31 protein-coding genes are annotated in these 26,585 nt (G+C 38.7%); 7 read left to right on the plus strand and 24 right to left on the minus strand.

Going from position 1 to position 26,585, the window contains the following annotated elements; translation table 11 throughout:
• Positions 1 to 13 precede the first annotated feature (13 nt).
• Positions 14 to 1,294, minus strand: a complete 1,281-nt coding sequence (gene hxlA / locus MSBRW_RS19030; protein ID WP_085983078.1) for a 3-hexulose-6-phosphate synthase — start codon at positions 1,292 to 1,294, stop codon at positions 14 to 16.
• 436 nt (positions 1,295 to 1,730) lie between these two features.
• Between hxlA and MSBRW_RS19035 the strand changes: the two genes are divergently transcribed.
• The 4 genes from MSBRW_RS19035 to MSBRW_RS19050 all read left to right on the plus strand — a co-directional run bounded on the left by MSBRW_RS19035 (position 1,731) and on the right by MSBRW_RS19050 (position 4,368).
• Positions 1,731 to 2,207, plus strand: coding sequence for a DUF5788 family protein (locus MSBRW_RS19035; protein ID WP_011306185.1), 477 nt, complete (start codon positions 1,731 to 1,733; stop codon positions 2,205 to 2,207).
• Positions 2,208 to 2,309: 102 nt separating this feature from the next.
• A complete protein-coding gene (pyrB, locus tag MSBRW_RS19040; RefSeq protein ID WP_011306184.1) occupies positions 2,310 to 3,236 on the plus strand; it encodes an aspartate carbamoyltransferase in 927 nt (308 codons plus the stop codon).
• A complete protein-coding gene (pyrI, locus tag MSBRW_RS19045; RefSeq protein ID WP_011306183.1) occupies positions 3,233 to 3,703 on the plus strand; it encodes an aspartate carbamoyltransferase regulatory subunit in 471 nt (156 codons plus the stop codon). Before pyrB ends, pyrI begins: the two co-directional genes overlap by 4 nt.
• A gap of 191 nt (positions 3,704 to 3,894) precedes the next feature.
• The gene (locus MSBRW_RS19050) at positions 3,895 to 4,368 is read left to right on the plus strand and encodes a DUF5788 family protein (RefSeq protein WP_011306182.1); all 474 of its coding nucleotides are present in this window, start codon (positions 3,895 to 3,897) and stop codon (positions 4,366 to 4,368) included.
• A 35-nt stretch (positions 4,369 to 4,403) separates the two neighbouring features.
• On the opposite strand, the gene MSBRW_RS19055 is transcribed toward MSBRW_RS19050, so the two are convergent.
• The 13 genes from MSBRW_RS19055 to MSBRW_RS19115 all read right to left on the minus strand — a co-directional run bounded on the left by MSBRW_RS19055 (position 4,404) and on the right by MSBRW_RS19115 (position 12,630).
• The gene (locus tag MSBRW_RS19055) at positions 4,404 to 5,198 is read right to left on the minus strand and encodes a DUF1673 family protein (RefSeq protein ID WP_048102661.1); all 795 of its coding nucleotides are present in this window, start codon (positions 5,196 to 5,198) and stop codon (positions 4,404 to 4,406) included.
• Between the two features lie 116 nt (positions 5,199 to 5,314).
• Positions 5,315 to 5,956, minus strand: coding sequence for a hypothetical protein (locus MSBRW_RS19060; protein WP_011306180.1), 642 nt, complete (start codon positions 5,954 to 5,956; stop codon positions 5,315 to 5,317).
• Positions 5,957 to 6,556 carry a DUF1673 domain-containing protein gene (locus tag MSBRW_RS19065; RefSeq protein ID WP_011306179.1) on the minus strand — a complete coding sequence of 200 codons (600 nt, stop codon included), beginning with the start codon at positions 6,554 to 6,556 and terminating at the stop codon, positions 5,957 to 5,959.
• Complete coding sequence (locus MSBRW_RS19070; RefSeq protein ID WP_011306178.1) at positions 6,553 to 7,182, minus strand: DUF1673 domain-containing protein; 630 nt, start codon at positions 7,180 to 7,182, stop codon at positions 6,553 to 6,555. Before MSBRW_RS19070 ends, MSBRW_RS19065 begins: the two co-directional genes overlap by 4 nt.
• Positions 7,183 to 7,788: a DUF1673 domain-containing protein gene (locus MSBRW_RS19075; protein ID WP_011306177.1), complete on the minus strand. Its 606-nt coding sequence runs from the start codon at positions 7,786 to 7,788 to the stop codon at positions 7,183 to 7,185.
• Positions 7,785 to 8,384 carry a DUF1673 domain-containing protein gene (locus tag MSBRW_RS19080; RefSeq protein WP_011306176.1) on the minus strand — a complete coding sequence of 200 codons (600 nt, stop codon included), beginning with the start codon at positions 8,382 to 8,384 and terminating at the stop codon, positions 7,785 to 7,787. The genes MSBRW_RS19075 and MSBRW_RS19080 overlap by 4 nt, the downstream gene beginning before the upstream one ends.
• Entirely contained in the window at positions 8,381 to 9,007 is a 627-nt protein-coding gene (locus tag MSBRW_RS19085) for a DUF1673 family protein (protein ID WP_011306175.1), read from the minus strand. Before MSBRW_RS19085 ends, MSBRW_RS19080 begins: the two co-directional genes overlap by 4 nt.
• Positions 9,008 to 9,616: a DUF1673 domain-containing protein gene (locus tag MSBRW_RS19090; protein ID WP_011306174.1), complete on the minus strand. Its 609-nt coding sequence runs from the start codon at positions 9,614 to 9,616 to the stop codon at positions 9,008 to 9,010.
• Positions 9,613 to 10,257 carry a DUF1673 domain-containing protein gene (locus tag MSBRW_RS24415; protein ID WP_394298295.1) on the minus strand — a complete coding sequence of 215 codons (645 nt, stop codon included), beginning with the start codon at positions 10,255 to 10,257 and terminating at the stop codon, positions 9,613 to 9,615. The genes MSBRW_RS19090 and MSBRW_RS24415 overlap by 4 nt, the downstream gene beginning before the upstream one ends.
• Positions 10,212 to 10,829, minus strand: a complete 618-nt coding sequence (locus MSBRW_RS19100) for a DUF1673 domain-containing protein (RefSeq protein WP_011306172.1) — start codon at positions 10,827 to 10,829, stop codon at positions 10,212 to 10,214. The genes MSBRW_RS24415 and MSBRW_RS19100 overlap by 46 nt, the downstream gene beginning before the upstream one ends.
• Before the next feature lie 13 nt (positions 10,830 to 10,842).
• The gene (locus MSBRW_RS19105; RefSeq protein WP_155398497.1) at positions 10,843 to 11,553 is read right to left on the minus strand and encodes a DUF1673 domain-containing protein; all 711 of its coding nucleotides are present in this window, start codon (positions 11,551 to 11,553) and stop codon (positions 10,843 to 10,845) included.
• 5 nt (positions 11,554 to 11,558) lie between these two features.
• Positions 11,559 to 12,140, minus strand: coding sequence for a DUF1673 domain-containing protein (locus MSBRW_RS19110; protein WP_011306170.1), 582 nt, complete (start codon positions 12,138 to 12,140; stop codon positions 11,559 to 11,561).
• A 40-nt stretch (positions 12,141 to 12,180) separates the two neighbouring features.
• Complete coding sequence (locus tag MSBRW_RS19115; RefSeq protein WP_011306169.1) at positions 12,181 to 12,630, minus strand: hypothetical protein; 450 nt, start codon at positions 12,628 to 12,630, stop codon at positions 12,181 to 12,183.
• Positions 12,631 to 12,880: 250 nt separating this feature from the next.
• Here MSBRW_RS19115 and MSBRW_RS19120 point away from each other — a divergent pair, with 250 nt between their 5' ends.
• The gene (locus tag MSBRW_RS19120) at positions 12,881 to 13,291 is read left to right on the plus strand and encodes a hypothetical protein (RefSeq protein WP_011306168.1); all 411 of its coding nucleotides are present in this window, start codon (positions 12,881 to 12,883) and stop codon (positions 13,289 to 13,291) included.
• A 557-nt stretch (positions 13,292 to 13,848) separates the two neighbouring features.
• On the opposite strand, the gene dapB is transcribed toward MSBRW_RS19120, so the two are convergent.
• The 8 genes from dapB to MSBRW_RS22780 all read right to left on the minus strand — a co-directional run bounded on the left by dapB (position 13,849) and on the right by MSBRW_RS22780 (position 20,252).
• Positions 13,849 to 14,640, minus strand: a complete 792-nt coding sequence (dapB, locus tag MSBRW_RS19125) for a 4-hydroxy-tetrahydrodipicolinate reductase (protein ID WP_011306167.1) — start codon at positions 14,638 to 14,640, stop codon at positions 13,849 to 13,851.
• A complete protein-coding gene (gene dapA, locus MSBRW_RS19130; protein ID WP_011306166.1) occupies positions 14,637 to 15,512 on the minus strand; it encodes a 4-hydroxy-tetrahydrodipicolinate synthase in 876 nt (291 codons plus the stop codon). Before dapA ends, dapB begins: the two co-directional genes overlap by 4 nt.
• A 40-nt stretch (positions 15,513 to 15,552) precedes the next feature.
• Positions 15,553 to 15,747 (minus strand): 30S ribosomal protein S17e, encoded by a 195-nt coding sequence (locus MSBRW_RS19135; protein WP_011306165.1) that lies wholly within the window; start codon positions 15,745 to 15,747, stop codon positions 15,553 to 15,555.
• Between the two features lie 626 nt (positions 15,748 to 16,373).
• Complete coding sequence (locus MSBRW_RS19140) at positions 16,374 to 16,673, minus strand: hypothetical protein (protein WP_011306164.1); 300 nt, start codon at positions 16,671 to 16,673, stop codon at positions 16,374 to 16,376.
• A gap of 293 nt (positions 16,674 to 16,966) precedes the next feature.
• On the minus strand, positions 16,967 to 17,731 hold the full coding sequence (locus tag MSBRW_RS19150) for a heparan-alpha-glucosaminide N-acetyltransferase (RefSeq protein ID WP_011306163.1): 765 nt from the start codon (positions 17,729 to 17,731) through the stop codon (positions 16,967 to 16,969).
• 379 nt (positions 17,732 to 18,110) lie between these two features.
• Positions 18,111 to 18,986 (minus strand): CPBP family intramembrane glutamic endopeptidase, encoded by an 876-nt coding sequence (locus tag MSBRW_RS19160; RefSeq protein WP_011306162.1) that lies wholly within the window; start codon positions 18,984 to 18,986, stop codon positions 18,111 to 18,113.
• 2 nt (positions 18,987 to 18,988) lie between these two features.
• Positions 18,989 to 19,870 (minus strand): DUF1616 domain-containing protein, encoded by an 882-nt coding sequence (locus MSBRW_RS19165; protein ID WP_011306161.1) that lies wholly within the window; start codon positions 19,868 to 19,870, stop codon positions 18,989 to 18,991.
• Positions 19,871 to 20,096: 226 nt separating this feature from the next.
• On the minus strand, positions 20,097 to 20,252 hold the full coding sequence (locus MSBRW_RS22780; protein WP_155398377.1) for a hypothetical protein: 156 nt from the start codon (positions 20,250 to 20,252) through the stop codon (positions 20,097 to 20,099).
• Positions 20,253 to 20,319: 67 nt separating this feature from the next.
• Between MSBRW_RS22780 and MSBRW_RS19170 the strand changes: the two genes are divergently transcribed.
• Positions 20,320 to 21,240 carry an NAD-dependent epimerase/dehydratase family protein gene (locus MSBRW_RS19170; protein ID WP_230669868.1) on the plus strand — a complete coding sequence of 307 codons (921 nt, stop codon included), beginning with the start codon at positions 20,320 to 20,322 and terminating at the stop codon, positions 21,238 to 21,240.
• A gap of 535 nt (positions 21,241 to 21,775) precedes the next feature.
• Here MSBRW_RS19170 and MSBRW_RS19175 read toward each other — a convergent pair.
• Positions 21,776 to 22,672 (minus strand): DUF1616 domain-containing protein, encoded by an 897-nt coding sequence (locus MSBRW_RS19175; RefSeq protein ID WP_048102658.1) that lies wholly within the window; start codon positions 22,670 to 22,672, stop codon positions 21,776 to 21,778.
• Positions 22,673 to 23,536: 864 nt separating this feature from the next.
• Here MSBRW_RS19175 and MSBRW_RS19180 point away from each other — a divergent pair.
• Positions 23,537 to 24,502, plus strand: a complete 966-nt coding sequence (locus MSBRW_RS19180) for a glycosyltransferase family 2 protein (protein ID WP_011306158.1) — start codon at positions 23,537 to 23,539, stop codon at positions 24,500 to 24,502.
• A gap of 113 nt (positions 24,503 to 24,615) precedes the next feature.
• Here MSBRW_RS19180 and MSBRW_RS19185 read toward each other — a convergent pair whose 3' ends face one another.
• Entirely contained in the window at positions 24,616 to 26,148 is a 1,533-nt protein-coding gene (locus tag MSBRW_RS19185; RefSeq protein ID WP_230669870.1) for a lipopolysaccharide biosynthesis protein, read from the minus strand.
• Positions 26,149 to 26,585: the final 437 nt, after the last annotated feature.

The following is a 26,585-nucleotide window of genomic DNA, read 5'->3' on the forward strand; positions in this document are numbered from 1 at the left end:
AAAATAGGGTTGCTCAATGTTTTTCCCACTTCTTCAGATCCATAATCTCAGACAGTGTCCCGCCTCTCTTGATTTCATCGAAGAGTCTTTTTTCGGTTTTGTAAACTTCTTTTGCTCTTCTTGCCAGCTCGTATGCTCTCTCTGCTGGAATTACCACAACACCGCTTTCATCGCCCACTATATAATCTCCTGGCTTCACGGCCTGACCACCACAGGTAATTTCAGCATTGATTTCTCCAAAACCTTTAGGATCTCCGGCGTTAGGTACGGTATTGCTCGTATAAATCGGAAGTCCCAGGGTTTCGACTTCGTCAATATCTCTGACAGCGCCTTCTATTACCAAACCTGCAATTCCCTTGTTCAAGGCGCTCCAGGTTGCAAGCCCTCCCCAACAGGCAACATCCTTATTTTCGTTGTAAATAACGATTACGTCTCCTTCTTTTGCAATATCAATTGCTTCCACGGGCTTTGCCCAGTCTCCAGGAAAAGTCTGCACGGTAACTGCGGTTCCTACCATTTTTCCTCTTACCAGAGGGTGAATGCCTTTCATTGCACCTTTCCGGTGCATGGCATCAGAAATATTTGAAGTGGATACTTCCTTAAGAATTTCTCTGATTTCCTGGTCTACAGTGCTGACACTGCAGATTTCTACAGCGTCTGGGGAGTCCACACTCTGCCGGATTTTTCTGGCGGCTTCGGTTACGTTGTCAGAATGGGTGATATTCCCTCCAACAATTACGACCTTTGCTCCAGCTTTGACAGCCTGCACTGCACTATTTGCATCAAGCCCACCAGCGACTGCAAGCTGTACGTTGACTCTCTGTGAAATTTCCCTGAGAAGTGCTATGGGATCTTTTCCCATCATCTGCTGGTCTATTCCTATGTGTACATTAACATAGTCCACGCCCAGAGCCTCAAGTTCAACGACCCTCTTTACAGGATCAGGAGCCGAAATTAGGTCTGCCATTAACCTGACTCCATATTTGTGGGATGAACGGAGTGCGTCAAGTAATGTAGAATCATCTGCACTCCCTAGCACAATAACAACATCAGCTCCAGCTTTTGCTGCCATCTCGACTTCTATAGCGCCTGTATCTACAGTTTTCATGTCTGCCAGAATCGTCCGATCTGGAAAAGCTTTCCTCATGGTGCGGATTGCGTCCATCCCCTCACTTTTGATCAGAGGGGTTCCAATTTCTATCCAGTCCGCACCCCCTGCTATTGCCTCTTTTGCAATCTCTACCGCACGATCCAATTCCAGAAGATCAAGTGCAACCTGAATTATGGGAACTATAGTATCACCTCAAGCGGGAAATAGGAAAAGTTGATATTTCTAAATATTTCTATATCAGCTGTCCTGTATGTTTTCATTCCTGTTTTACTCCGGATTTATTCTTTTGGACTTCCGGGTTTTATATCGCTTCTTTTAATTTAATTCTCTTTCTTTTAATTTAATTCTCTTTCTTTTAATTTAATTCTCTTTCTTTTAATTTAATTCTCTTTCTTTTAATTTAATTCTCTTAAATTTATCCTTTTATTTTTACTCGAATTATCTAATTTTTATATGTGAGTTTTTCATTACCTATATTTCTTTTTATTTACGACTGTTTATTTGCGACCGTTTTTGTGTTCACGGCGTTGTTTTATCTGGCATTCACAGGTAAAAAATAAATATTAGCCAGTTATCATAGGAATTTAATTAATGTTATAATATTTACTGGGGGAGGAAGATGGAAAAAAATCTTGGAATATACGAAAAGAATGATTCTGGAAATTATATTACAGATGAGGAACGCAAACAATTGCTTTCGGCTCTGCATTCTCGCCTTTTCTGGGTCGGTCAGCGTATCCCGAATTATGTTGAGGTTGAGGGAGAAACTTATCCTCTACACAACTATGTATGGGAACTGGTTCAAAAAGAAGAACTCAGCGAATCTGAGAAATCCAGGATAAATAAATGCATTGAAATGCTTTCAGCAAAGGAAATGAAGGATGAAAAAGAACTTGAAAAAGAGACCCTTACTTCGGAAGAATCAAGAAATCTCTATCATGAGACTGCAGGCTTATTGCGTGCAATCACAAATTTGAAGGAGATCGAGAGCGGAATCTTCAAACAAAATACGAAACGCTTTCAGGAAAAGTTCGCTAATCAGAGGGTTAAAGACGCAAAGCTCTGGCTGGAATTTATTAATAAAGTGTCCAAGTAACGTGTTAGCGCTCAGATATAAAGCATGATTTAATTACTCCAATACTCTTAGAAATTTCTGGAGCAAAGGTTATATCTCTGGGAACTACTTTATGAAAATAGGATGTCATTTAAGAACAGAAACGTCATTTCTATGAAGGACTTTTCGCGGAAAGAAATCAATTACATTCTGGATACGGCAGAAAAGCTTGAACCTGTGGCCAGAGGTAAAAAGAGGTCCCGGTTGCTGGATGGAAAAATAATAGCTCTTCTTTTTTTTGAACCAAGCACAAGGACAAGGCTGTCTTTTGAATCTGCTGCGCAGAGACTTGGAGGGCAGGTTCTCAACCTGGGTTCTGTGGAAGCAAGTTCAGTAATGAAAGGAGAAAATCTTGCCGATACTATTCGCGTAATCAGCAAATATGCAGATCTTATTGTTTTGCGTCATCCTCTTGATGGTTCGGCACGAATGGCTGCGGAATTTGCAAGTGTTCCTATAATCAATGGTGGAGACGGCTCTTTACACCACCCTACACAAACTTTCCTTGACCTCTATACCATTCGCAGGGAAAGCCACCTAGAAGGTCTGAAGATCGCTATGGCAGGAGATCTGAAGTATGGAAGAACAGTTCATTCCCTGTGTCATGCCCTATCCCTGTACGGAGCTGAAATTACCTTAGTTTCGCCTCCTGAACTCCGGATGCCCCAGGAGATTATCAGGGATCTTCAAAAGAACAATATTCGAATTAGAGAAACCGATGCTCTTGAAGAAATAATTGGAGACGTCGAGGTTCTTTATATGACAAGGGTTCAAAGGGAACGTTTCCCTGATCCTGAAGAGTATGAAAAGGTCAAAAACAAGTTGAAGGTTACAGGTGACCTACTGAAAAACGCAGATCCTAGCCTTAAGATTCTTCATCCCCTCCCACGGGTCAACGAAATCTCTCCTGAAGTGGATTCAACACCATATGCATGTTATTTCGAGCAGGCTTTTTATGGGGTTCCTACGCGGATGGCACTTCTTGCTCTTGCTACGGGAGTGATTGAATGAAGGAAAAAAGAGACCTGAAAATTCAGGCAATTGAAAATGGAACGGTGATCGACCATATAAAGGCTGGGCAGGCCTTGAATGTTCTGCGTATACTTGGGATTTCCAGTGCTTTTCGAGCTACTATCAGTTTCGTTATGAATGCACCCGGCGCAGCAGGCATAAAAGACGTTGTGAAGATTGAAGGTAAGGAACTCAGCGTCGAAGAGCTTAACAGGATTGCCCTCATATCTCCAAAAGCCACTATCAATATTATAAGGGATTTTAAAGTAGTTCAGAAAAATAAGGTTGTACTTCCTTCTTATGTTGAAGGTGTTGTACGCTGTATCAATCCAAACTGTATTTCCAATAGCAGTGAACCCATAAAATCCAAATTTTCCGTGCTCCAGTCCGAAGAAGAAGGGGTAACTCTAAACTGCCTTTACTGTGAACACGTAATTTCGGAAAATATAGCCGAAAATTTGCTATAAATGAAAATTTGCTGCAAATATATGACTTTCTGCAGGATAAAAATCAACCTTTGTTTTTATTTTGAGGTTCTCTTATAGGACTGAAGTGATCGGGAATTAATTCACAGGATATTAGTTCAGTGTAGTTCGTATATTATCAATTAATATAATTTTGCAGTTTTAACTGCTATTGTCTTCAGGGGAAATTGCTCATGATAAAAAGAGATAATGATACGGAAGAGGCAGATAAAGAATATATTGGGTACGAAGAGCGCAATAAGCTACTCTGGAGTCTCAGGAGTGATTTTGCCTGGGCAGGAAAGAAAATCCCTGAAAGCGTGGAGATTGATGGGCGTGAGTACAGACTCAGGGATATGGTTCGAGAGCTGAGCGAGAAAGAATCATTGGATACAGATAAAGCTGCCGAAATCAGGGCTCTTATCCCAAAATTGAATGAAAAATCAAAAGTAGACGAAGAACTGCTAGAGACCGAAGAGCTTACAAAAGCAGAGGCTGAAGCCCTCTATGAAGAAGCAACTGGGCTTCTGCGGGCTTCAATGGAATTAAAAGACAAACTTGAGGGGAAAGGTGGGGAAAAAAGCGTCGACGAGTTTAAGCGTATGCTCAATACCCAGAAGATAGTGGACGAAAAGCATTTTCAGAATCTTATTAAAAGTTTAAAGTAATGAGTTTGTTTGTGATTTCTTCAGTAGGTCCAGCTTCAGGGAATTTCAATTCCAGGATAGTTTTCTATTTCTTCTTTATTTTCAATTTTCTGCTCATTCTTATTTTTGAAGGTCGACATAATTTCTTCCGGTTCTTCGGTATAGAATTCCAAATTTAAGTTTGAACGTGTAGTAATTTTAAGGATCTGTTGATAGGGCACTGTGAATTCGAAGATATAAAAATAAATAACAAGAACATATGCAATTATCCAGAAATCTACCATAACTGAGCTTAGTTTTATGAAAGCCGGAGCTGCTTCCATCTGCAAATCTCTGGTTATACTTTCTATGGTATGAGGTAGTTGAATTGCAAGGAAAACAAGGAGAAACAAACGTAGTGGCCAACGTAAAGAATTGCCTTTGTTCTTAGATACTGAAGTCTGCACGATATCCTCTTTCCTTAATACGAGAGACCTGAACAGATGCCTGCGAATGATTATTTTTTCAGGAATTAACAGTACAGTAGTACGATTATAAAGAATAAAAGCCAAAAAAGCCAGATAAGGGATTAAGGAAGAAAAGAGATCGAAAAAAGAGCCTACTGGACTGCATAATCCCAAAATTAAACTGATTACTAACGCTGTAACGATGATTTTTACAGTTCCATAGCCTCTATACAGGGCCCGCCCTTTCAGAACTTTACTTTCTTGCAGACTTGCAGGAGAGGAGGCCAGCCAGCTTCTGCTTTCCGGTTTGAAACCAGAAAAGTAGTTTTCTTGCTTTTCTTTTCTAAAAGAATTTTTCATCGGGCACCAGCCCATCAGTTTTCTGAAGTATTTCACAAAAATCATCTAACGACTTTCACAAAAATCATCTAACGACTTCACAAATGCCTTTCAATAGATGATTTAAGCTCTGCAGCCAGGGTTTCATCCGTGATTAAGGAATAGTAAGAGTCCAACTCATATCATTTTTTGTGTTTAGTCTTGATGTACAGCTGTGTATTCAAATTCCCAAATTGGGTTTTTTGCTTTTCCATTGCAAACAGAATGAGGGGGAGCAGTGAGATTAATAGCAGAAGTATTTTCCATTCTCCTTTTACTACAGCCATGTAGACCACGAATCCGCAGAGGGCAATTCCTCCAATTATCAGGAGAAGGGACATTTTCTTTGAACGCTTTTCAAGCCTGTACGACTTTATGCTTTCTATTTCTTCATAAGGAATATTAAATTTCTTCAATCTGAAGGCCTGAAGGCGTACTCCTGATCTGTCTACCAGAACTGCCGCCTCGAAGGTTTTGAGAACTAACAAATAATAAGAGAAGTTAAATAAAAGGAGATCCACCAGGAAAAGAAAAGTTTCTTCTGGAAACTTCAGGCGCAGGAGCAGGTTGAAGCTTATCATAAAATATGCTAAAGAGATAGTTGTATTTGCAGGAAAAACTACATTCGAAATTTGGAACTCCAAGAAGTTTCCTGTTTTTCCGGAGATTGGAACCATATTTGCAAAGTCATGGAATTGCTTTGTCTGCTGTGCTGTTTTTTTGTAAACCGGGCACCAACCCATCAACTTTTTGATCTGCTCAAAAGCGACAGTTTTAGCAGGCATTTATTTTTTCTCCCTGATAATATACGAAGTTTTCCAGGTTTCGTGTTTTTTGTCGAAATAAATGGTTTTGTGGTTCTTTTTCTCCCAGTATATTAGCTGGAAATAACCAATCCACATTGCAACCGTGGAACCTCCCAATAATGAAAATATTGCTTGCATAGCAAGTTCTTGGCCTTTAAACCAAAAGTAGAAAATCACAATCATAAACGCATATGCGAGTATGTAATACAGTGTCTTCTTACCTGAATAATCAATTACTGGTTGTTTTACCAGAGAGTCATATCTTTGCATTTGAGCATTCCAGTCAAATATAATGAAAAACAGGGAAATCAAAGATCCGGCAAGTAAAAAAAATAGATTTACACCTAGTTGATTAATTACAAGGAGAGACGCAAGTGTAAGAAAAGTGTTAATCAGAAAAGTTTGGACATTTGTTTTTTGGAGCCATCCGAGATTTTTCTGACCTCCGTCATTTCCACCTGTTCTACTCGAAATACCATATTCAAAACTTTCAAAGTTAATGAGTTGTCTTCCCTCAGGCGCTTTTGCGTTTGGGCACCATCCCATCAACTTTTTTATGTATCTGGACTCCCGGATCATAGTTCTTCCCCCTTTTCTCCAAGGACATACAACTTTTGCTGTCCCTTTTTTCTCTTTGTATAAATTTTCACATGGTTTTTCTTCTCCCAGTAAATTAGCTGGAAATAGAAGCCCCACATAAGAATCAGAACTCCTGTAGTGAAAGAATACAGAACCTGATCGTTAAGAAGATAAACTGCATGAGACGAGATATAGGGCAATAAAGCCATGAGCAAAGTGAAACCCAAAAATAGGAATAAGACCACGCAGGCAAGCGTTCTTCTAAAGGAAGGAGAAACAACAGGATTTATTTTCACGGCATCGTATTGATGCATCTGTTTTTTCCAGCCGAGCAAATAGATCGGTAAAGAAAGTGAAAGGCCAAGAAGGAAAGCCTCTGTATTTATACCTTTTTGAAATAATTTTATGTAAACAGGAGTTAAGAAAATTGGTAGTAGAAGGAGTTGGGTATCAAGCCTGGAATGCTGGCTTGGAACCATTGGATTTTTTGCTTTTTCTCCTTCCGATTGATCATTTGCTTCAAAATTAGCAGAGCTAATCCGGGGTCCGGTATCAAGTGCTTTTGCATAGGGACACCAGCCCATAAGCTTTTTAATCTGATCAAAAACAAAAGTTTTATTGGACATTTATTTTCGCTCCAGGATTACGTACGACTTCTTCCATGTTCCGTAGCTTTTGTCAAAATAAATCGTTACGTGATTAATTTTCTCCCAATATATTATTTGGAAATAGCTAAGCCAAATTCCAACCAGTAAACCCGCGCCGAATGAAACTATTACTTGCGGGATATGTTCGTGACCAACAATGATACTAAGGAAAAATATCACAAAATAAAGCGCATACGGGATCGTGAGTATAATACTTTTCTTCTTGTCTGAATGTTCAATAACTGACCGCTTTATCAGGGCATCGTATCTTTCCATTTGAATCTTCCAGTAAAATGCAACATCAACCAACGCAGTGAAAAATCCGGCAAGTAAAAAGATCGGGTTTATGCTTGTTTGATTAAGTACCAGAAAACACACGGACGTATAAAAAATGCCAAATAGAAGAATTCGAGTACTTGCTTTCCGGAGCCTTTCTGGACTTTTCATATCTCCGCCTTCTCTTCCTGCTCCGGCTGGAATGTCTAACTCAAAACGCTCAAGATTAACGTACTGACTGGTTTCAGATATTCTGGCATTCGGGCACCATCCCATAAGCTTTTTTATGTTTTCAACTCTAAGGCTCACATTTTTCCCTCCTTTTCCCCAATAGCATATGCCTTTTGGAAGCCATTTTCACTTTCAATATAAATTCTCATATGGTTTTTCTTCTCCCAGTGAATTAGCTGGAAATAAAAACCCCACATGAAAAAACAAAGAATTGAAAGTCCGAATAAGGCTGAGTGCCAGGATTGTCTTATCATATAAGTGAGCAACATAAGCAGAGCAATAAAAACTATGATTATCAAAACCCAAAGATATGATAATTTAGAGACATAACGGACAATAGGTTTTTTCGCAATGTCGTTGAACCGCTGAATCCGCTCATTCCAGTGAAATACAAAATAAAATAGGGGAGGTAATGATGCGAAAAAGGATGGGAGAAGGCCCATGTGATTGTATATAAGGAAATGAACAAATGTTAAAAAAATAGCAAATAGAAGAATTTGATTGCTTTCTCTCTGGAGCCATCCGGAGTTCTTTAAACAGCTATTATCTCCCCTTGCTCTGTCCGGAACATTGGAATCAAAATATTCAAGGTCAATATTCCTTCTAGCTTCAGGTGCTCTGGCGTTAGGGCACCATCCCATCAGCTTTTTTATACTTTCGACTTTAAGGCTCACTTTCCCCCCTCCTTTTCCCCGATAGTATACGTCTTTTGGAATCTATTTTCATTTTTGATATGAATTATCATGTGATTTTTTTTCTCCCAGTAAAATAGCTGAAGGCAAGTTCCCCACATAGTAAGAATCCAGGTTGCTGCAATAAAAGAATACATTGATTGAGAGCTAATAGAAGAAGGCGTGTAAGACAAGAAAACTATAGGTGGGAAACTCAAAAACAAAATTAGAGAGAAGAAAACAAAGAAGAGTACTATTTTAGAGATATAACGAACAGTGGGTTTTTTTGCGGCGGCATCGTATTCACGTATCTGATTTTTCCAGAAAAGTAAATTTATCATCAAAGAAAACAAAATGCCCAAAAAGAGGAACTCAAAATTTACACCCTTTACTAACAGCATAACTGTGTAAAGAGGAGTTAGGAAAAGGGTTGGTAGGAGTAGTCTGACATCAAGCCTGGAAAAACGGTTCAGAGCCAGCGGGCTCCTGGCCTTTTCTCCTCGAGACCGAGCATATGCTTCAAAATTAACAGGGCTACTTCTAGATCCTGTTTCAAGTGGTTTTGCATTCGGGCACCATCCCATCAGCTTTTTGATCTGATCAAAAACAAAAACTTTAGCTGACATTTATTTTCTCTCCAGGATTACGTACGACTTCTTCCATGTTCCGTGGCTTTTGTCAAAATAAATCGTTTTGTGGTTCTTTTTCTGCCAATATATTAGCTGGAAATAGCTAAGCCACATTACGACTAGGAGACCACTCATAAATGAAATTATTACTTGCATAGAATGGTTCCTTTCCACATCTCCAGAAAAAATCCAATAAAAAAGAAATGCATAAAAAATTAGATTCATTATTTGAGATACTTTTTTCATGAAGGAGTTATCACAAATGTGTTTCTGTGCGAGAGTGTCGTATCTGCGCATCTGCTTCTTCCAGTCAAAGACAATAACTGCTACAGAAATGGAAAATCCTGCAAGTAAAAAGGTTAGATTTAGACCCAGATGATTAATCGCCAGGAGATATGCAAGTGTAAATAAAATGTTAATCAGGATAGTGTAAGCACTCGTTTTCCGAAGCCATCCGGGATTTCTTTGATCCCCGTTATCTCCCTTTGCTTTGTCCGGGATATCAGAATCAAAATTCTCAAAGCTAATGTTTCGTCTGGATTCAGATGCTTTGGCATTAGGACACCATCCCATAAGCTTTTTTATGTTTTTAACTCTAAGGCTCACATTTCTCCCTCCTTTTCCCCAATAGCATATGCCTTTTGGAAGCCATTTTCACTTTCAATATAAATTCTCATATGGTTTTTCTTCTCCCAGTGAATTTGCTGGAAATAAAAACCCCACATCAAAAAACAAAGAATTGAAAGTCCTAATAAGGCTAAGTGCCAGGATTGTATTATCATATAAGTGAGCAACATCATCGGAGCAATAAAAACTATGATTATCAAAAAAACCCAAAGATATGATAATTTAGAGACATGGCGGACAATAGGTTTTTTCGCGATGTCGTTGAACCGCTGAATCCGCTCTTTCCAGTGAAATACAAAATAAAATAGGGGAGGTAATGGTGCGAAAAAGGATGGGAGAAGGCCCATGTGATTGTATATAAGGAAATGAACAAATGTTAAAAAAATAGCAAATAGAAGAGTTTGATTGCTTTCTCTCTGGAGCCATCCGGGGTTCTTTAAACAGCTATTATCTCCCCTTGCTCTGTCCGGAACATTGGAATCAAAATTTTCAAGGTCAATATTCCTTCTGGCTTCAGATGCTTTTGCATTTGGGCACCATCCCATCAACTTTTTAATATATTTTGCTTCCCAATTTATATCTCTCCCTCCTTTTCCCCAATAACATACATCTTTTGGAATCCCTTTTCATTTTTTACATAAATTTTCATATTGTTTTTTCTTTCCCAATAAATTAACTGAAGATAACTTCCCCACATAAAGATCCAGGCTCCAGCACCTAAGGAATACAATGATCTAACGTTAAGAAAAGAGGATATCTGAGATAAGAAAACCATAGGCAAAATTAATAACAAGATTATTGCTAAGAAAACCCAGAAGAATGTTTTTTTAAGGGAAGAACCAACAACAGGCTTTTTCGTCAGGGAATCGTAATGATGTATCTGCTTTTTCCAGCCAAGCAGATAAATCAGCAGAGAAAGTGAAAAACCTAAAAAGAAGGCCTCTGCATTTATACTTTTTTGAAATAGCAAATTTATGTAAAAAGGAGTTATGAATAGTGTTGGTAGGAGAATTCGAATATCAAGCCTGGAAAAAAGCTTGGAAATACGACTTGTAATCTCTGGATTCCTGGCTTTTTCTCCTCCAGATTGACCATATAATTCAAAATTAGCAGAACTAATCCTGGGTCCGTTTTCAAATGCTTTTGCATTCGGGCACCATCCCATCAGTTTCTTGATGTATTCCAGAGTCATAGCATCTCCCCGTTTATGTATTTACAATGTAGATTCCCGGCATTTTGCGCCCGTACACAATTATTATTTTCCCATTCCTCTTTTCCCAGTATACATCCGTAAGGTAATACAGAAAAGCCGTCAAACAAAAGCCAGATAGAAATGCTATAATGTATTTCCAGTCAAGCCATAAACTTAAGCCGAGAAGCACTACTAAGCCAGTTGAATCAAAATTAAAATAATAAAACAAAGCTATCAAACAAAAGGCAGAAATAAAAAACACAATGAGTCCCCAATTAAACTGTGAAAAAAAGAAATACAGTAATACCAGGGAAAGCATTAGATTTATAACTCTCCATTTTGGATACACAATATTCTTCTTTATTTTCTTGCCTGTGCTTTTTATTTTATTCAAGAAATGCCAGTTCCAGATGCACAAGAGCAGGTTAAAAATGGTTCCGATAGTTAACCCAAATATGAAACCTTTATCCATAGGATGAATGCCCAGAAAGCCAATTCCCAACAAGGATACAAGAGTCAGCCCTGAAGACATCATTAAGGTCCTGTTATGGCGTCTGCTCCACCAACCAGTGGGTAAAACCGGAAGACTTCCAGCATCTCTCCCTTTAGCTTGGTCACTTGCTTCAAAATATTTTGAATGGATGGCATGTTGAGTTTCAAGCATTTTTGCATTCGGGCACCATCCCATCAGTTTCTTAATGTATTCCAGAGTCATAGTGTCCATTCCATTCATGCATTTACAATGTAGATATCTGGCATGTAACTCCCTTCCAGAAGCACGATTTTTTCGTTTTTCTTTTCCCAGTATACATCTGTAAGGTAATACAGAAAAGATGTCAAACAAAAACCGGAAATAAATGCCAAAACAACTCTCCAGCCAACCAGTGAAGACTGTGTAAGCAGTGTTGTAAAGCCTAATAACCCAGATATGACTATCAATTTATTTTTTGTCTGAACTCTTTTGCTGGAGTTTTTTATTTTATTCAAAAAATGCCAGTTCCAGATGCAAAGAGGCAGGTTAAAGATAGTTCCGATAATTAGCCCAAATATGAAACTTTCATCTCTGAGATGCACCCCAAAAAATCCAATTCCCAACAAGGATACAAGAGTCAGCCCTGAAGACATCATTAAGGTCCTGTTATGGCGTCTGTTCCACCACCCGGAGGATAAAGGCGAATTTGCGGCATCTTTTCCTCTGGACTGATTGTTCGCTTCAAAATATTCAGGGTGGATGGCATGTTGATTTTCAATCGTTTTTGCGTTTGGACACCACCCCATAAGCTTCCTTATACTTTTTGTGAATACGTCCATCTTTAACCCTTCACTTAATTTTACCTGCCTTTACTCAGGCCTATTCTATCGATTCTTTTAATTTCTCAAACAATTCATCAGCTATCTTTGTGGGATCATCCGTACTCTGTAGTTTGAGCTGCATCTCTTCTGCAAAGTCCCAAAGGAGTTCGATGCATTCTCTGTACCTCTCACAAGACCCGCATTCACCTTCGTGTTCATACCAGACCTGCATTCCGTGTTTTGCCGAAACAAAGATTATTGCATTGGCTTTGAAAGGTATCGATTTCCCAAAGAGTATCCCTTTCTTTGAGTCAAGTTTTTCAACTTCGATCCTGTTTGCACTGGCCATTTCAAGCAGGGTTTCCTCAATGCGTTTATTCATACTGAGAAGGGCTCGCGAGACTGCCTGCCTGGAGACCCCGAAACGCTTTGCGATATTGATATTCGGGAGCCCGTTTCGGCGCAGAACCCAGAATTCAAACTGTTTTTCACCTGCCGGTATGAACATATGTAAACATCTGAACGTTGACTATATATAACTTTCTGCTCTGAAAACTTTTGAAGCTGTCTGCCTAAAAAATTATACACTATGAAAATAATTCTAAAATATTATTAAAAGCAGTTTAATGATCTGGCCATAAAAAATATATAGAAAGTGATCAAAGCTTGCCCCATAAGTGAATATTTTTACGCAAATTTGACCACAAAATAACGTATAAAATTATATAAAAAGGTAATAGAACCAACGAGGCTCTTTTATGCAAAAAGAGGGCGAGTTTGAATCAAATCCTGAAGTTATATACCTCTCTGAAGACTCAAAAACCAAAAATGAAGACGAAAGACCAAAAAAGGAAAGTGAAGAATTTGGAGTTGAAGCTAAAGCAGCGGTTGATTCCAGAATCTATGAACGTCCATTTTATTTTCTTGGTATACCTTTTGTTATTGTCTTTGGAGGCATCGGAAGCAAATATGAAAGTATCTTTTCCATTGAATATGAAGGAAAAACAGTTGTTGTACTCTACCATGGCCTCTGCCTTGTCTCAGCAACGGACAAGCTCCTTATTCATGGAAAATGGTATAAGGGTAAAAAGCTTGGGATAAAGGGAAATGTCATTATAGCGAACAGGGTTGAAGACCTGAGTTCTGGGCTTGTCTTCAGTCGTGAATGACTTTGCATGACAACTGTTCTATCAGGATTCTAGTGTCATGGCAATTTAATTATTTAGCATAATCTTTGATAGCTTCTTATCAACATATAGCGATTCAGAGTTAACATGTGACCAATAACTAAATTTTCAAGATACTAGTCTATTATAATTCATGATTTTTCTTTTAGTTTTGAGCTTCTTTGTCCAAGCTTACAATTTTTCTTAGAATAGTTTTTATGGAATATTGCTTGCAAGCAAGTATCCCTATTGTTGTGGGATGATATTTTGAGATTTCAGGGCTATATACTTACAAGCAAGCAGTATCCTATTTCCCACATTATAATATATATAACTTTCCAGAGAACTGATTAATATTAATCTTCTAAAAAGTAAACCTGCTTGGCTTGAGTTAAAAAAATTAGAAAAAAGAGAGTAAACAGCTCTTTTCTAAGTTAAAAAAGATTAAAAAAAGAGAGTAAACAGCTCTTTTCTAAGTTAAAAGAGAGTAGGCCTGATAAGGAAAATCAGAGCCCAACTAGTTGTTCGAAATTTTTTTTAATTGCTGATTAAAGATGTTCTTATAAACCAAGCACATCGTCCATTGAATAAATTCCTGGTTTTTGCCTGCAGACCCATTCGGCTGCACGGACTGCACCTTTGGCAAAGATCTGGCGGGAGTGAGCTATGTGCTTGATCTCAATTCTTTCAGAATTCCCCGCGAAAAGCACAATATGGTCGCCTGTGATATCTCCAGCGCGGACTCCATGAATTCCAATTTCTTTTCCGCGTGGGGCAATACCTTCCCTGCCGTAGACATATTCCCTTCCGCCGACAGCCTCACTAATAATGTCGGCTGCTCTAAGGGCGGTTCCACTTGGGGCATCTTTTTTCTGGTTGTGGTGAGCTTCAATAATCTCGATATCATAATCTGCGAGATATTTTGCAGCTTCCCTGATAATCTTGAAAAAGACATTAACGCCTACTGAATAGTTAGGGGAAATGACGGCACTTACCTGACCTTCCTGAATAGCTTCGTCAATTACTGCTCGCTGCTCAGGAGTCAACCCTGTGGTTCCTATTATGAGATTTACCCCGGCTCTGGCTGCTATCGGAGCGTTAACTACGGTTGCGCCGGCTGCGGTGAAGTCGATAAGGACATCAGCCTTGCTTTCTTTCAGAACAGTTTCAAGGTTTTTTACATCCGAGATCTGGACTCCAAGTTTCCCTACACGGGCAAATTCTCCTGCGTCCCTTCCAAAATAGCTGATGTCAAAAGCCGCAACAAGCTGCATATCCTTAGAGTTGATAACATTCTCCACAATTAAAGAGCCCATCCTGCCGCAGGCTCCGAGTACTGCTACGTTAATCATTCTATAACCCCCAATTTTCTGAGTTCATCTGCAACCTTCTGAGTATTTGTCTCGCTAAGAGGCGCGAGTGGAAGTCTCAGGTTCCCACTTGCCAAGCCTGCAAGTTCCGCAGCTTTTTTAACTGGGATAGGGTTCGTTTCCAGGAAAAGGGCGCGAATCAGAGGGGCAATTTCAAAATGAATCTTCCTTGCAGTTTCGTAGTCTCCGGCAAGAGCTGCATTTACCATTCTGGACATTCTGTCAGGCACTATATTTGCAGCGACAGAAATGACTCCTTGGCCCCCTACAGAGAGAATCGGAAGAGTCAAATTATCCTCACCTGAAATAACCACGAAGTCTTCATCTATGGTATTTTCCAGAATCTGGGAAACCTTACCGATATTCCCACTGGCTTCTTTAATTCCCACGATATTTTCAACTTTTGCAAGTTCGACAATAACTTCTAGTGGCATATCCTGTCCTGTACGGGAAGGGATATTATACATAACCATAGGAACATCGACTGCTTCTGCAATTTTCTTAAAATGCGTAAGCAGGCCTGCAGGATTTGGCTTGTTATAATAGGGAGAAATCAGAAGTACACCGTCAACACCCGCATCTGCAGCGTGTTTTGTAAACTGGAGAGCTTCTCCTGTGTTATTTGAACCCGTTCCTGCAATCACAGGAACCTTTGAACACTCCACTGCAATATCTATTACTTCTTCGTGCTCAAGTGCAGAAAGAGTCGCTGATTCTCCAGTAGTGCCACATGGCACAATCCCTGCAACTCCTCCCTCTTCAACAAATTCAATATTCCTTTGTAAACCTTCCCTGTCAATCCTGTCATCCTTTGTAAAAGGAGTTATCAGGGCAGGCATTGCTCCTTCAAACATTTTAGATATCCCCACCTGTGTCCAGAAGTAAATCTTCTGCTCAGTATACTTTCATGCGTGCAACTTTTCTTGTGACGTAACCTGCAACCCTGTTCCTTATAACTTTGCTTTCAATGGTCGTATACTTTGTTACAAGAGCCTTGTTAGTTTCAAAGTCTTTTGTAAAGACATCCCTGTGGTTCTCAAGCAATTGGAATGCTATTCTTTTTATGTTTGTCTGTCTTATATTTCCCATCGTATCTCCTCTTAGTTTTTGCTGCTTTTAGTCCAGTTATTCAATTCTACTTCTAGTTTATCTCACATGTTTTCCTGTGAATTCTGGTTAACGTGAAGCCCGAGGTAGAAAAATAGTTGTTTTTGATGCTATTTTTCTTCTCTGGAATTGATAGGTTTAGCGAAAACTGGATACAATAATTTGATTGATCATGATTTTGTCGACTAATAAGATCACTTGAGATTTATAAGTTTTGGGGTAGACACCCTGGTAAACATATGAAGCTTATCAATCTTTTCTCAATTAATTGATGTGTAATTAGATGCTGACAATTCCCATTTAAATATATACTTTTTGCAGTATCAGTGCAAAAGCTATAGTTAGATTCGAGGTACAGTTTCGTTATGTGACATTTGGATGTATCCTACATCAAATATGTTCTGTGCCTTTATGTGGGCATTTGGATGTATCCTACATCAAATATGTTCTGTGCCTTTATGGTGGGCATTTGGATGTATCCTACATCAAATATGTTCTGTGCCTTTATGGTGGGCATTTGGATGTATCCTACATCAAATATGTGTGCCTCTATGTGGCATTTGGATGTACCCTACATCAAATATGTGTGCCTTTATGTATGGATCTCTTTATCTCCTCTTTACATAATCTGTTTTACCAAGAAAACGGTCAAGAGTTCCTGCACTAGTAAACACACGTTCTCTTATCCCTTTACGATTAATAAAGAGTCCTATTAATACGAAAAGCAGTCCAAGATCTGGTTTTGCTTCGACAGCAACTGCTCCTATCAAAATCAAAGAAGAAGCTGCAAGTCCCTTCATGGCTCCTTTTCTGTAAGAAAGGTAACCTGTTCTCTTAAAAATCCGGACATCCCGAAGGGTCAGGAAAAGAACTACAAAATAAGCAAACATTGCAATTTCTAGATACATTCTTTTCTCCATCTTCTGTTTTTAATTTTGCCTTCCTGCTCCTTTACCGGATTGAAGATATGAGTCTTATTTCTTTTTGGCCTTTTATCCCGATACCTTTTATCCTGATTATTTTTCAGCGAGCGGGCGAAGATTGATAAATATATCAGTGTAAGCAGACAGATACACAACTTAAGTCTGTTACATAATATAAAACCAGCAGGTTTTGGATCTACTGGTAATTTTGAGTCGTAAAGAAAGCTATGAGAATATAATTTTTTAGGTATTTTTTAGACTTATTTTTTCACTAAATTTTACAGCATATTCAGATTAAGTAGCCCGCTTAAGAATAAAAGCCCGAGAAAAAGTGGTTGATGAATGAAGTATATGAGCAGAGAATGTTGCCCCGTTCTTGAAAATAGTCTGATAAGAGGATCTTTTCCAATATAGGGAACTTCAAACTGCCTTTTTCCGCCTGAGTAAAGAAAATTACCCAGGAAAACACCTGCTAGCAATACCCCAAACCAGGGAAATACAGGAAAGTAGTCAAGAGTACTGAAATTTTTGGGAGTAAAGCCTAGCCAGAGCAGGTTGGAAAACCCAAAAGTCGTATTCCTTAGGTAAAGCCCTATAAGGCCAAAAAACAGGCTAAAAAGGAGATTTTCTTTTCCATATCTCAGGAAGGGATAGACAAGTACTGCCGAGACTCCAAAAAAATGCAGGATTCCAAAGACAATATACTCTTCAGGTAAAAAGATCCAGGTTATACCTGTGAGCAAAAGACCCATTAAATAGAGTTTTATTCCTCTTTTCAGGTACTTCGAAAAATTTTCTGCTCCATTTCCAGCAGACTCTTGGTTAAGGGCTCTTGAATGGCTTATAGAAAGGGCAACTCCTGAAATCAGGATGAAAAGTAAAGCTGAGAATCTGCCTGCATACAGGATAACACCGGACCTGAGCTGAATATCCGCAAGCTTGAAAAAATCCAGGTCATAAAGAAAATGATAAAGGAGCATCAAGAGAACAGCAAGTCCTCGCAGACAATCAATCTCCCAGAAGCGGTCTGCATATCTGGCCATAAATTTATCTCCGAAGCGCATCAAATTCCATTCATACAGAATGGCTGTCTTCTTTTAAAGACGTATATTTATAATTTCTTGTTCTTTCAGGAGAATACGGAAGGTATCTTACTCTTTAGTCTTTTACTCTTTTTATGCAGTGGCAATAGGCTCGATCGGTTCAGAATTCCGATCAGCATACTGCTCTGCCAGATAACTTCTCTTGCAACAGGAAAAAGGTAATCCATGTAAGCAAATGGCTGCGTAAATAGTAAGGACTGAGGATCTACCTCATTTCTATTAAGATTGATTCCATTAAGATTGATTCCATTAAGATTGATTCTATTAAGATCGAATACTCCAACTTTCATGGACTTTTTAAATCAACCATTACAGTGCCTTACACCAATCCAGGTATGGTTCCTGTATGTGGGATTATCCCAAACAAGAACACATTTATTGAGCCATGAATCATTACTATAAGAGAAAGACTTCGAGTTCTATAAAATAAGTATCCTAAAAAACCTCCTAAAAGGAAGGTATATGCCATTTCGTAAGGAGTGCCGTAAGTAGAATGCATTATCCCGAAAAGGAGGCTTGAAATAAAAATTCCCCAGGCTGGTCCCAAGAATTCTTCCAAGCTTGTCTGGAGAATTGACCTGAAGATGAGTTCTTCGATAAGCCCTACAATAAAAACCATTATAATTATGAGTATCAGCAAGTTTGTTAATGAGAGATCTGGTATAAGTTCTCTGGCCCCTATCAATAAATATTCTACCTGTCCAAAAGCCAGACCTGCAAGGATAGATAGAGGAAGGTAGATCCATATCTTCCTCAAGGCGTCTTTTTTTCTCTCATATATCACCTTCTGATGCACGGTAGCAAGAGTTATTGGAATCGCCATAGGTGCGTAAATAAATATGAAAGAATAAAGATTCCTCTCAAAAAAAACTGGCATTGAAAAATTTACCAATCTGAAAATTGTCAGAAGCAAGAGAGCCTGGTAGATTTTCCGTATCTCAGTCTTTTTCATAACTGCTATTGAATATGAAAGCGAGAGCAGAAGCAAGGTATAAGCTATTGAAGCTTCTCTTAACCGTCCTCCGAAAATCAACAATTCTATAAGAGTAATTGCAGCTACAGGAATTCCTGCATAAATTATCTTTTTCAGAAATCGGTTTTTTTCTTCAGTTTGCATTTTAAGCATTTTCCCGAGCTCCGGCAGAGAGACCTTTCCCGCTTCCAGCTCTGAAGATATAAAATCCGAAATTGCCATCTTCAAGCCTCCTCAGTAACATTAATCCAGAGATGAAGGTTCCGGTAAGGTATGGTTTTTTCAGTTTCATTAAAGAGCAGAAACTCTAGTTTCATATTCTTTCCTTCAAGAGGTGGCGTAAAAGTAACTGGTTGTTCCCAAGACATATTATGCCCAAGGCTTATCTGTTTCTGACTTTCCGAGAGAGACCTATTTTCAAGCCTTACATCTATTGTATAATCCATTGGCCTGTACTCGTGATTTATGATCCCTACAGTGACTGTTCCTTTTTCTCCATGTACAAACTCCGTAGGATAGTTTCCGATCTTACTGTTGTTTCCAAGAATATAAAATTCTGTAAAGTGCTCTCCCTCTTTAGGATTTCCTATAATGTAGGCCAGGCTCCCCATAGAGGCCAGAATAGAAAGGACAAGGATAAACGCAATAACCTTATCAGTTTTCGATTCGTGTTTTTCAAGAACTTTGGCCTTCATGCTAAGGTAACATCTTTTGAATGGAACTCCAAAGACTTCGGTTTCAGGCAGCAGTCCTCTTCTGTAATAAGCAACTGCACATATTAGGAGAGTAAAAATCGAAAATTCTGTCAGTAGTGGAATCTCTCTGACCCCCCAGCTGGAATAGTTCAGGCCAAGTCCCAGTAACGGAGCGATTGAAATACTCAGTCCGAAGGAAATTGCAGCTCTCTCAATTCCGTCAAGGTCTTTTTTTGCCGGGAAGAGAGCTCCAGTGAGAGCATAGCCCGGCAAGAAGAGCACCAGAATTATTCCCAGGTACGTGCGCAGGAAACTGTCGCTAAGTACAGGTACGAGTATGAAGATGTTAGTAATAAGCACAAAACCTGCAACAAGCAGCAGGTCCATGGAAAGTTGTCTATTTCCGGACATTTTTACCACTGATTGAATTATTTCATATTGTGCCCTCTTTGAATTTATATCTATGCAAGCCTTCCACCAACCCACTCATCATATTTTATGTTAAGTACCCCTCGTTCATTCAGATGATCCTTTCAGGTGGTTCTTGCAGGAAAATAAGGGAAAACATGCCTTTTCGTTTGAGTTTAATTTCTGCTGGTATTGTTCTCTATTTACGAAATCTAGTTTCGAGGATAATTTACTTCTTTCTCAGGCTCAATTTTCTAAAAAACACCTCAATTCCCAAATTTTTTAAATTCCCCTTTTCTTGGTAAGGTCTCCTTGTATGAAAAAGTTTCCCTCTTTTAAGAACGTTTTTCCTCTTTTGAAAGAGATCTTTTCCAGCCTGTGCCATATTTTGTACTTCAGGAACATTTCAACTTTATCGTATAAACCTCTGGGCATGCACAGAAAATTTTATTTTGTATTTTTCCCTTTCTGCAAGCATGAAAGTGCTGGTTACTGGAGGAGCAGGTTTTATAGGCTCCCATATAGCTGAATATTTTGCAGAAGCAGGACACACTGTCAGGATTTTGGATAATCTTGCCACAGGTTTTCTCAGAAATATTCCGCAGTATAAAAACGTCGAGTTTATTAAGGGAGACATCTGTGATTTTCCCTTAGTCGAAAAGGCGGCTTTGGGCATGGATTATGTCTTTCACGAAGCTGCCCTTGTATCAGTACCGTTAAGCTGTGAAAAACCTTCTGAAGCTTTCCAGATTAACACGCTTGGAACCCTTAATGTACTGCAGGCCTGCGTTAAAGCTGGTGTCAAGAAATTTGTAACAGCGTCTTCAGCTGCGATCTATGGAAATAATCCTGTCCTTCCAAAGCGAGAGAGCATGTATCCTGAACCGGCTTCTCCTTATGCTATTTCTAAACTTGATGGAGAATATTTGGCAAGGATGTTTTATGAAAATCATGGGCTTCGTACCACTTGCCTGCGTTATTTCAACGTCTACGGCCCTCGCCAGGACCCAAAATCTCCATATGCAGCCGTCATTCCAATTTTCCTTGAGAGGGCGAAACTAGGAAAGGACCTTGTTATTTATGGAGATGGGCTTCAGAGTCGAGATTTTGTTCATGTTAAAGATGTAGTCAGGGCAAACGTTGCAGCTCTTGAACATGGGGATGGTCAGGTCTTTAATGTGGCTATGGGAAAAAGCGTGACAGTTCGGGAACTTGCTGAAAATATTAATAAATTAACGGATTCTTCTAGCAGGATCATACATGCCGCTTCAAGGGCAGGTGATGTTCGGGACTCAAAAGCCGATGTCTCAAAAATCTCAGACTGGTGGAAAGGAGAGATCGAGCTGCAGGAAGGGTTAAAAAGCCTGGTTTAATAGATGAGTCTATCCCGAAACTCAAAATTTGAGTTTTGAATCTCGTATTTGGGACGATCAATTAGATACCTAATCACTAAAATGGTCCTGAAAACTCATGATGATTTAGAATAAAATAGGTTTTGGGATAGGCTTGATTGTAAGAGTGGCTTACTTTTTAATATAAAAACAAAAATTGCTATCGGTAAAACAGTAGCTTTTTCATTGGTTCAAGGCAGTTTCTTGCCCGGAGTAAAGATCCAAGCTGAGTTTTCAGCGTACTATACAAGATTCCTATACAACTGAAGCTAAACCTTCTTGAAAAAGATTCAGTCTGGATGACTGGAGTTATATAATCTCAAACTCTTTAACTGGAGAGCTCTTAAAATGCAGGTATGCAGCTTAAAGACTGTACTATAGTCACACCTGTAATTGTTGCAACAAAAACTCATTGTGCCTCATTGAGTAGTTGCATTATTTATCCTCGTGATTATAGAAACTACTAGCCTGGTAATTTAAGAGCTTTTCCTATAAAACTATCTTTCCCACCTGACATTTAAGTTTTCAGTTGTTTTGGTGCGTTCACATTTACCCATAGGTGAAGGTCTCTATAAGGCACAGTTTTCTCAGTGTCATTAAAGAGCAGGAACTGAAGCTTCATGTTCTTTCCCTCAAATGGAGGCATAATAGTAACTGATTCTTCCCAGGTCTCATTATGGGCAAGACTGATATGCTTCACATTTTCCGGAAGGAACAGTGATTTATTTTCAAGCTTTACTTCCATTGTGTAATTTACAGGCCTGTATTCATGGTTTACAACTCCAACAATTACGGTTCCACTCTGTCCAAGCGTGTAATTTGTAGTATAATTATCTGCTTTTCCTTCAGGTCCAAGAAGATAGAACTCTGTGAAATGTTCTCCTTCTTTTGGGCTCACAACCACATAAGCTAGAGTTACTACGGACAGGAGAATGGAAATTATCAGGAAAACCGTAAGAGCTCTATCCAGCCTTGACTCTGAGGTTTCCATGACCTCGGCTTTAAGTGAAAGTGCTGCTGCTTTGAAAGAGACCTTAAAAGCTTCGTTTTCTGGGAGACTTGCCCGTCTAAGATATGCAAGGCCACACATAATAAAGGTAAAAGCAGACAGACTTATGAGAATCGGTAGAGTCCTGATTCCCCATGGAGTATAATTAAGACCAAGGCCTATTAATGGCACAACTGCAATACTCAGTCCGAAAGAAAGAGCGACCCGTTCGATTCCGTCAAGATCAGATTTTGCAGGAAAAAGAGCTGCAATCAGAGCATACCCTGGCAGAAATAGCACAAGAGGCAATCCAAGTATATTCCGGAACATTGTTTCATTTATACCAGGAGTGAGCACAAAGATATCTGTAAGGAGCACGAGCCCCATAACAATAAACAGATCTGAGGAAACTTTTTTTCCAGTCATGTAGGTCATCCAGCTTGTGATCAAAATTATACTTTTTTCAGTTTATTTTAGGCGAGTAAGTACTTTTCTAATCCATTTCATTCTTTCGATTTATTTTTCCAAGATGTAAAATACTCAGATTTTTTCTTTGATTTTTGTGCCCACATTTTCCAATCCATGTCAATTATCTGCCATTATCCTATCAAAGGCTTCTCTCTTTATTTGCAACTTCCCTTTTATTTCTTTTCCTGACTTTTTTCTCAACTTTTCTGGCTGATACTTTTCTAATAGGGCAGCTTAATTACTTTACGTAGAATATTTTTGATGCTGCTTTATTTTTAAATAGCTCTCTTCTCCTCCAGCTAAGACAAACTCCGTAATTTGTTTTATCTCTTACAATTTTCGTTATTTATTAGTCTCCAATGTTAAAATTTGCGGCAAGTGATGAGCGGAAATAATATAGTTTTGAAACTTAAAGCACCTATAAGTAAATTATAAAGAAAATCAATAAGTTTGCGGGACTGAAATCTTAAAGTTCTGAGCTTTCGTACTATTGATTCTCAAGCTTATTTTTTATCGATTTACTTATATTTTTATAATCTGTCAGTTAATACAAATCTTCAATAACTGATATTTCAATTGTCTAATATTATATATATACTAACATAAGGCCGGAGCATGCGGATACATACTGTATATTATATTTTTTAAGGTAGGACTATCAATAAATTTATATATGTATTTTTCCAGATTTTACTTTGAAAAACAAATATTTTGGTAATGTTTAAAATATCTAATTTCTTTCCAGATTCAACAACTTTTAAGATTTTGAGATCTAAACTTACTCTAAATATATACATAGCTACACAAAGGGGGTTATCAAGAATGAATGATCAGCTACTTATGGAAAATGATACAGGACACATAATAAATAAAAGAAATAAATGTATTGTAAGAAGAGCTTCTAAAAATGTCACAGTTGTCCTTTCTTCCTACAATGAAGAAACGTCTATAGGAAGCATTATACTTCTCACGAGGCTCTATGCTGATAGGGTGATTGTAGTTGATGATGCCAGTTCAGATCAAACAGCCGAAATAGCAAAAAAAGCTGGGGCTGAAGTGATTATAAACAGAACTAACAGGGGAAAAGGTGCGTCTTTCGAAACAGGTTTTAAAGCTGCAGTCCATCTCGGCGCTGATATAATTGTGACAATGGACTCAAGAGGTCACCATAACCCTGACGACATCCCTAGGCTCATTGACCCGATAATAACAGGAAGTGCAGACGTGGTAAATGGGACTCGACATTTAAACAATGTGAACAGTAACATTCCTGTTTATCGCCGTGTTAGGCAAACGATTCTGAGTAGATTTGCTAATAAAAAATCTGACAAAATTAAAGATTCTCAGGTCACTTTTCGCGCCTTTACAGCTTCTACAAAAGATATTATTCACCTCGATGCCCAGGACCCGGCGATAGAAAGTGAGATGCTTGCAGATGCAGGCAAATCTGGTCTTCGCATAACAGAAGTCAAAATAGGTGCCTATTATAACTTTGAAGATCCGGTACAAGATCCAGTCAAGTATTTATTTGGAGTCCTGAAAACTGTAGTTAGAGATATAGAGGCCAATAAGCCGCTGTACTTTTATGCAGTGCCAGGTTTTGCCCTTGCCACATGCGGTTTTTACATGGGTTTAAAATTTCTTGAAGCTTGTATCCTTGGAATAGAAAATCTTCATTTCGGGCCCATACTTTTGATGGTTTTTTTATCTGTTGCAGGAGTATATATGACAGTAACAGGAATTGTAATGCATTCCCTGGTAGAGGTGACCCAAACAGAGGCTACATAATACCCTTAATATACAATCACTCACCCCACTTTCCACAGATGTCCTATCAATTTTCATAATATTTCCTGCTCTCGTTTTTTAAATTTTCAGGTTTTACTGTTTGAACAAATTCTTCAATTTCGAAATTCTCTAATTATCTTTTTCATCTGTTCATCTTTTTTCAAGATATATAGATAGTAAAAACAGACAATTACACCGGAAAAGATAACAATCAATATCTGGTTTATTTCTACGATTTTAAGGGCAATAATGATAGTTCCTGCAGGAATAAAGAGAATAAAATTCGAAAATACTATTTTCAGGACTCTCGAAGCCTTTACTCCTGCATAAGACATCATCTTTAGGCAAAGATAACCGTATACCGCAATACCTGACAGTGAAAAAAGAATAAGTGCCGTGCGTGCATTTCCGAGCAAGCCGCCGATTGTAAGGGAGAGGAGGCGTGTTATCAGGTTGAAAAAATTATAATGAAAACCGAAGTGATATTTTTCGACTACTACGTATATAGCAGTTAATGGAGAGGATATAAACCATACAAAAGCCCAGAGACTAAGAATCTGGGCGTAGATGCCTGCTTCTGTCCAGGCTTTTCCGAAAATAACTGTAAAGACGTCGCCGCCGACAATTGTCAGGATAAGTATCGGGAACATACCTATAACCACAAGCATTCTGAACACATCCTCAACAAGGTAAGGAAGAGTACCCTCGGTGAAGGCTCTTGAGGCTCTCTGGAAGAATACCTGTGATATCGAACCTCCAATGAAACTCATCGGCAGCTGCAGAAGGCGAAAGCCGAGAGAATAAAAACCTACCACTGCAGGCGTGAAGAAAGCCGAAAGAAGAAAAGCAGGAAGCTGCCAGGAGACTGAGTTCATGAGGGCACCCCATGTATCTACAAACGAAAACTTGCGGTACTTCTTAAACCCCTCATAGATTTTTTCCCAGCTCAGACTTTTCGCAATTAATTTCCTGTCATCTCTCCATATCTGCCCTCCAAGCACAAATGTTGCAATAGACTGACCGGCAAGGCTTCCAACTATCAACCCGCCTGCAACCTTTTCTGTAAACCCCAGACCTAGCTGTGTTGCAGTACTCGAGAACGAACTGAAGACTCTTGAAAGTGAAAGCCTTTTAAAAAGTTTTGTTCTTGAATTCCAGCTATTCAGTGCAAGAAATAATCCATTTACAAAAATAAAAGGAGGTACAAGCCAGAGATAGTCTCCTATCTGCTGAGAATTTAGAATATCAACTATTGGCTCTTTAAAGTACCATATGGCTGGAAAGGTTAAACCGGTCACGAAAAGCACTGCTAGAAAACTCAGCCCCAACAGGTTTACAGCCTCTTCACTCGATTCAGGTAGCATTATGGAATATTCGTATCTCATGCAGGCAATGACACTGATAATGCTAGTGATAGAAAGATACAGAGCCCAAACTCCAAAATCATCAGGCCCATAGAGGCGAGTCAATACAGGAGCAGCCAAAATTGTAAGGATTTGAGCAAAGGTTGTTCCGCCTGCAAGTGTTAGCACATCAGTAACAAAGCTTTCCTTCTTGCTGTTATCAGACTGTTCCTCTGCTGCATCTGCTGTTATTTCATCCATTTCCAGTACCTTAAAAGAAGTTTCCGTTATAACTGAACTCAATTTAGTCCTGCATTTTCAAGCTGCTTTTACTATGAAAATGAAATTATAGATATAATATTCTCAAGCTGATGCTGAATATTAGACTTTTTTCCCTCTAAACTCCCCTATAAATAAACACCTTGGAATAAATATGTCGGTTTCCTTAATCTAATTATCATATTTTCTTTTTATGAATTCTGGCTGGATTCCGGTCATGATGAAAATTTTTAACGCAACTTCAGTGTTAAATTTTTAAATAATTCAGGTTCCAAAACCGATAGTAATCGATTATCCTATCTAAGGTACCCCCATAACTGAAAAAAGTTATTAATCAAACTTACTTTCGATACTGATCAATATTTATTAATTTGTTAAAATATTTGGTTTAATTTGATAGTGTTAATTTGATAGTGTTAATTTGATAGTGTTAATTTGATAGTGTTAATTTGATAGTGTTA

This window comes from Methanosarcina barkeri str. Wiesmoor (genome assembly GCF_000969985.1).
GTDB lineage: Archaea > Halobacteriota > Methanosarcinia > Methanosarcinales > Methanosarcinaceae > Methanosarcina > Methanosarcina barkeri_B.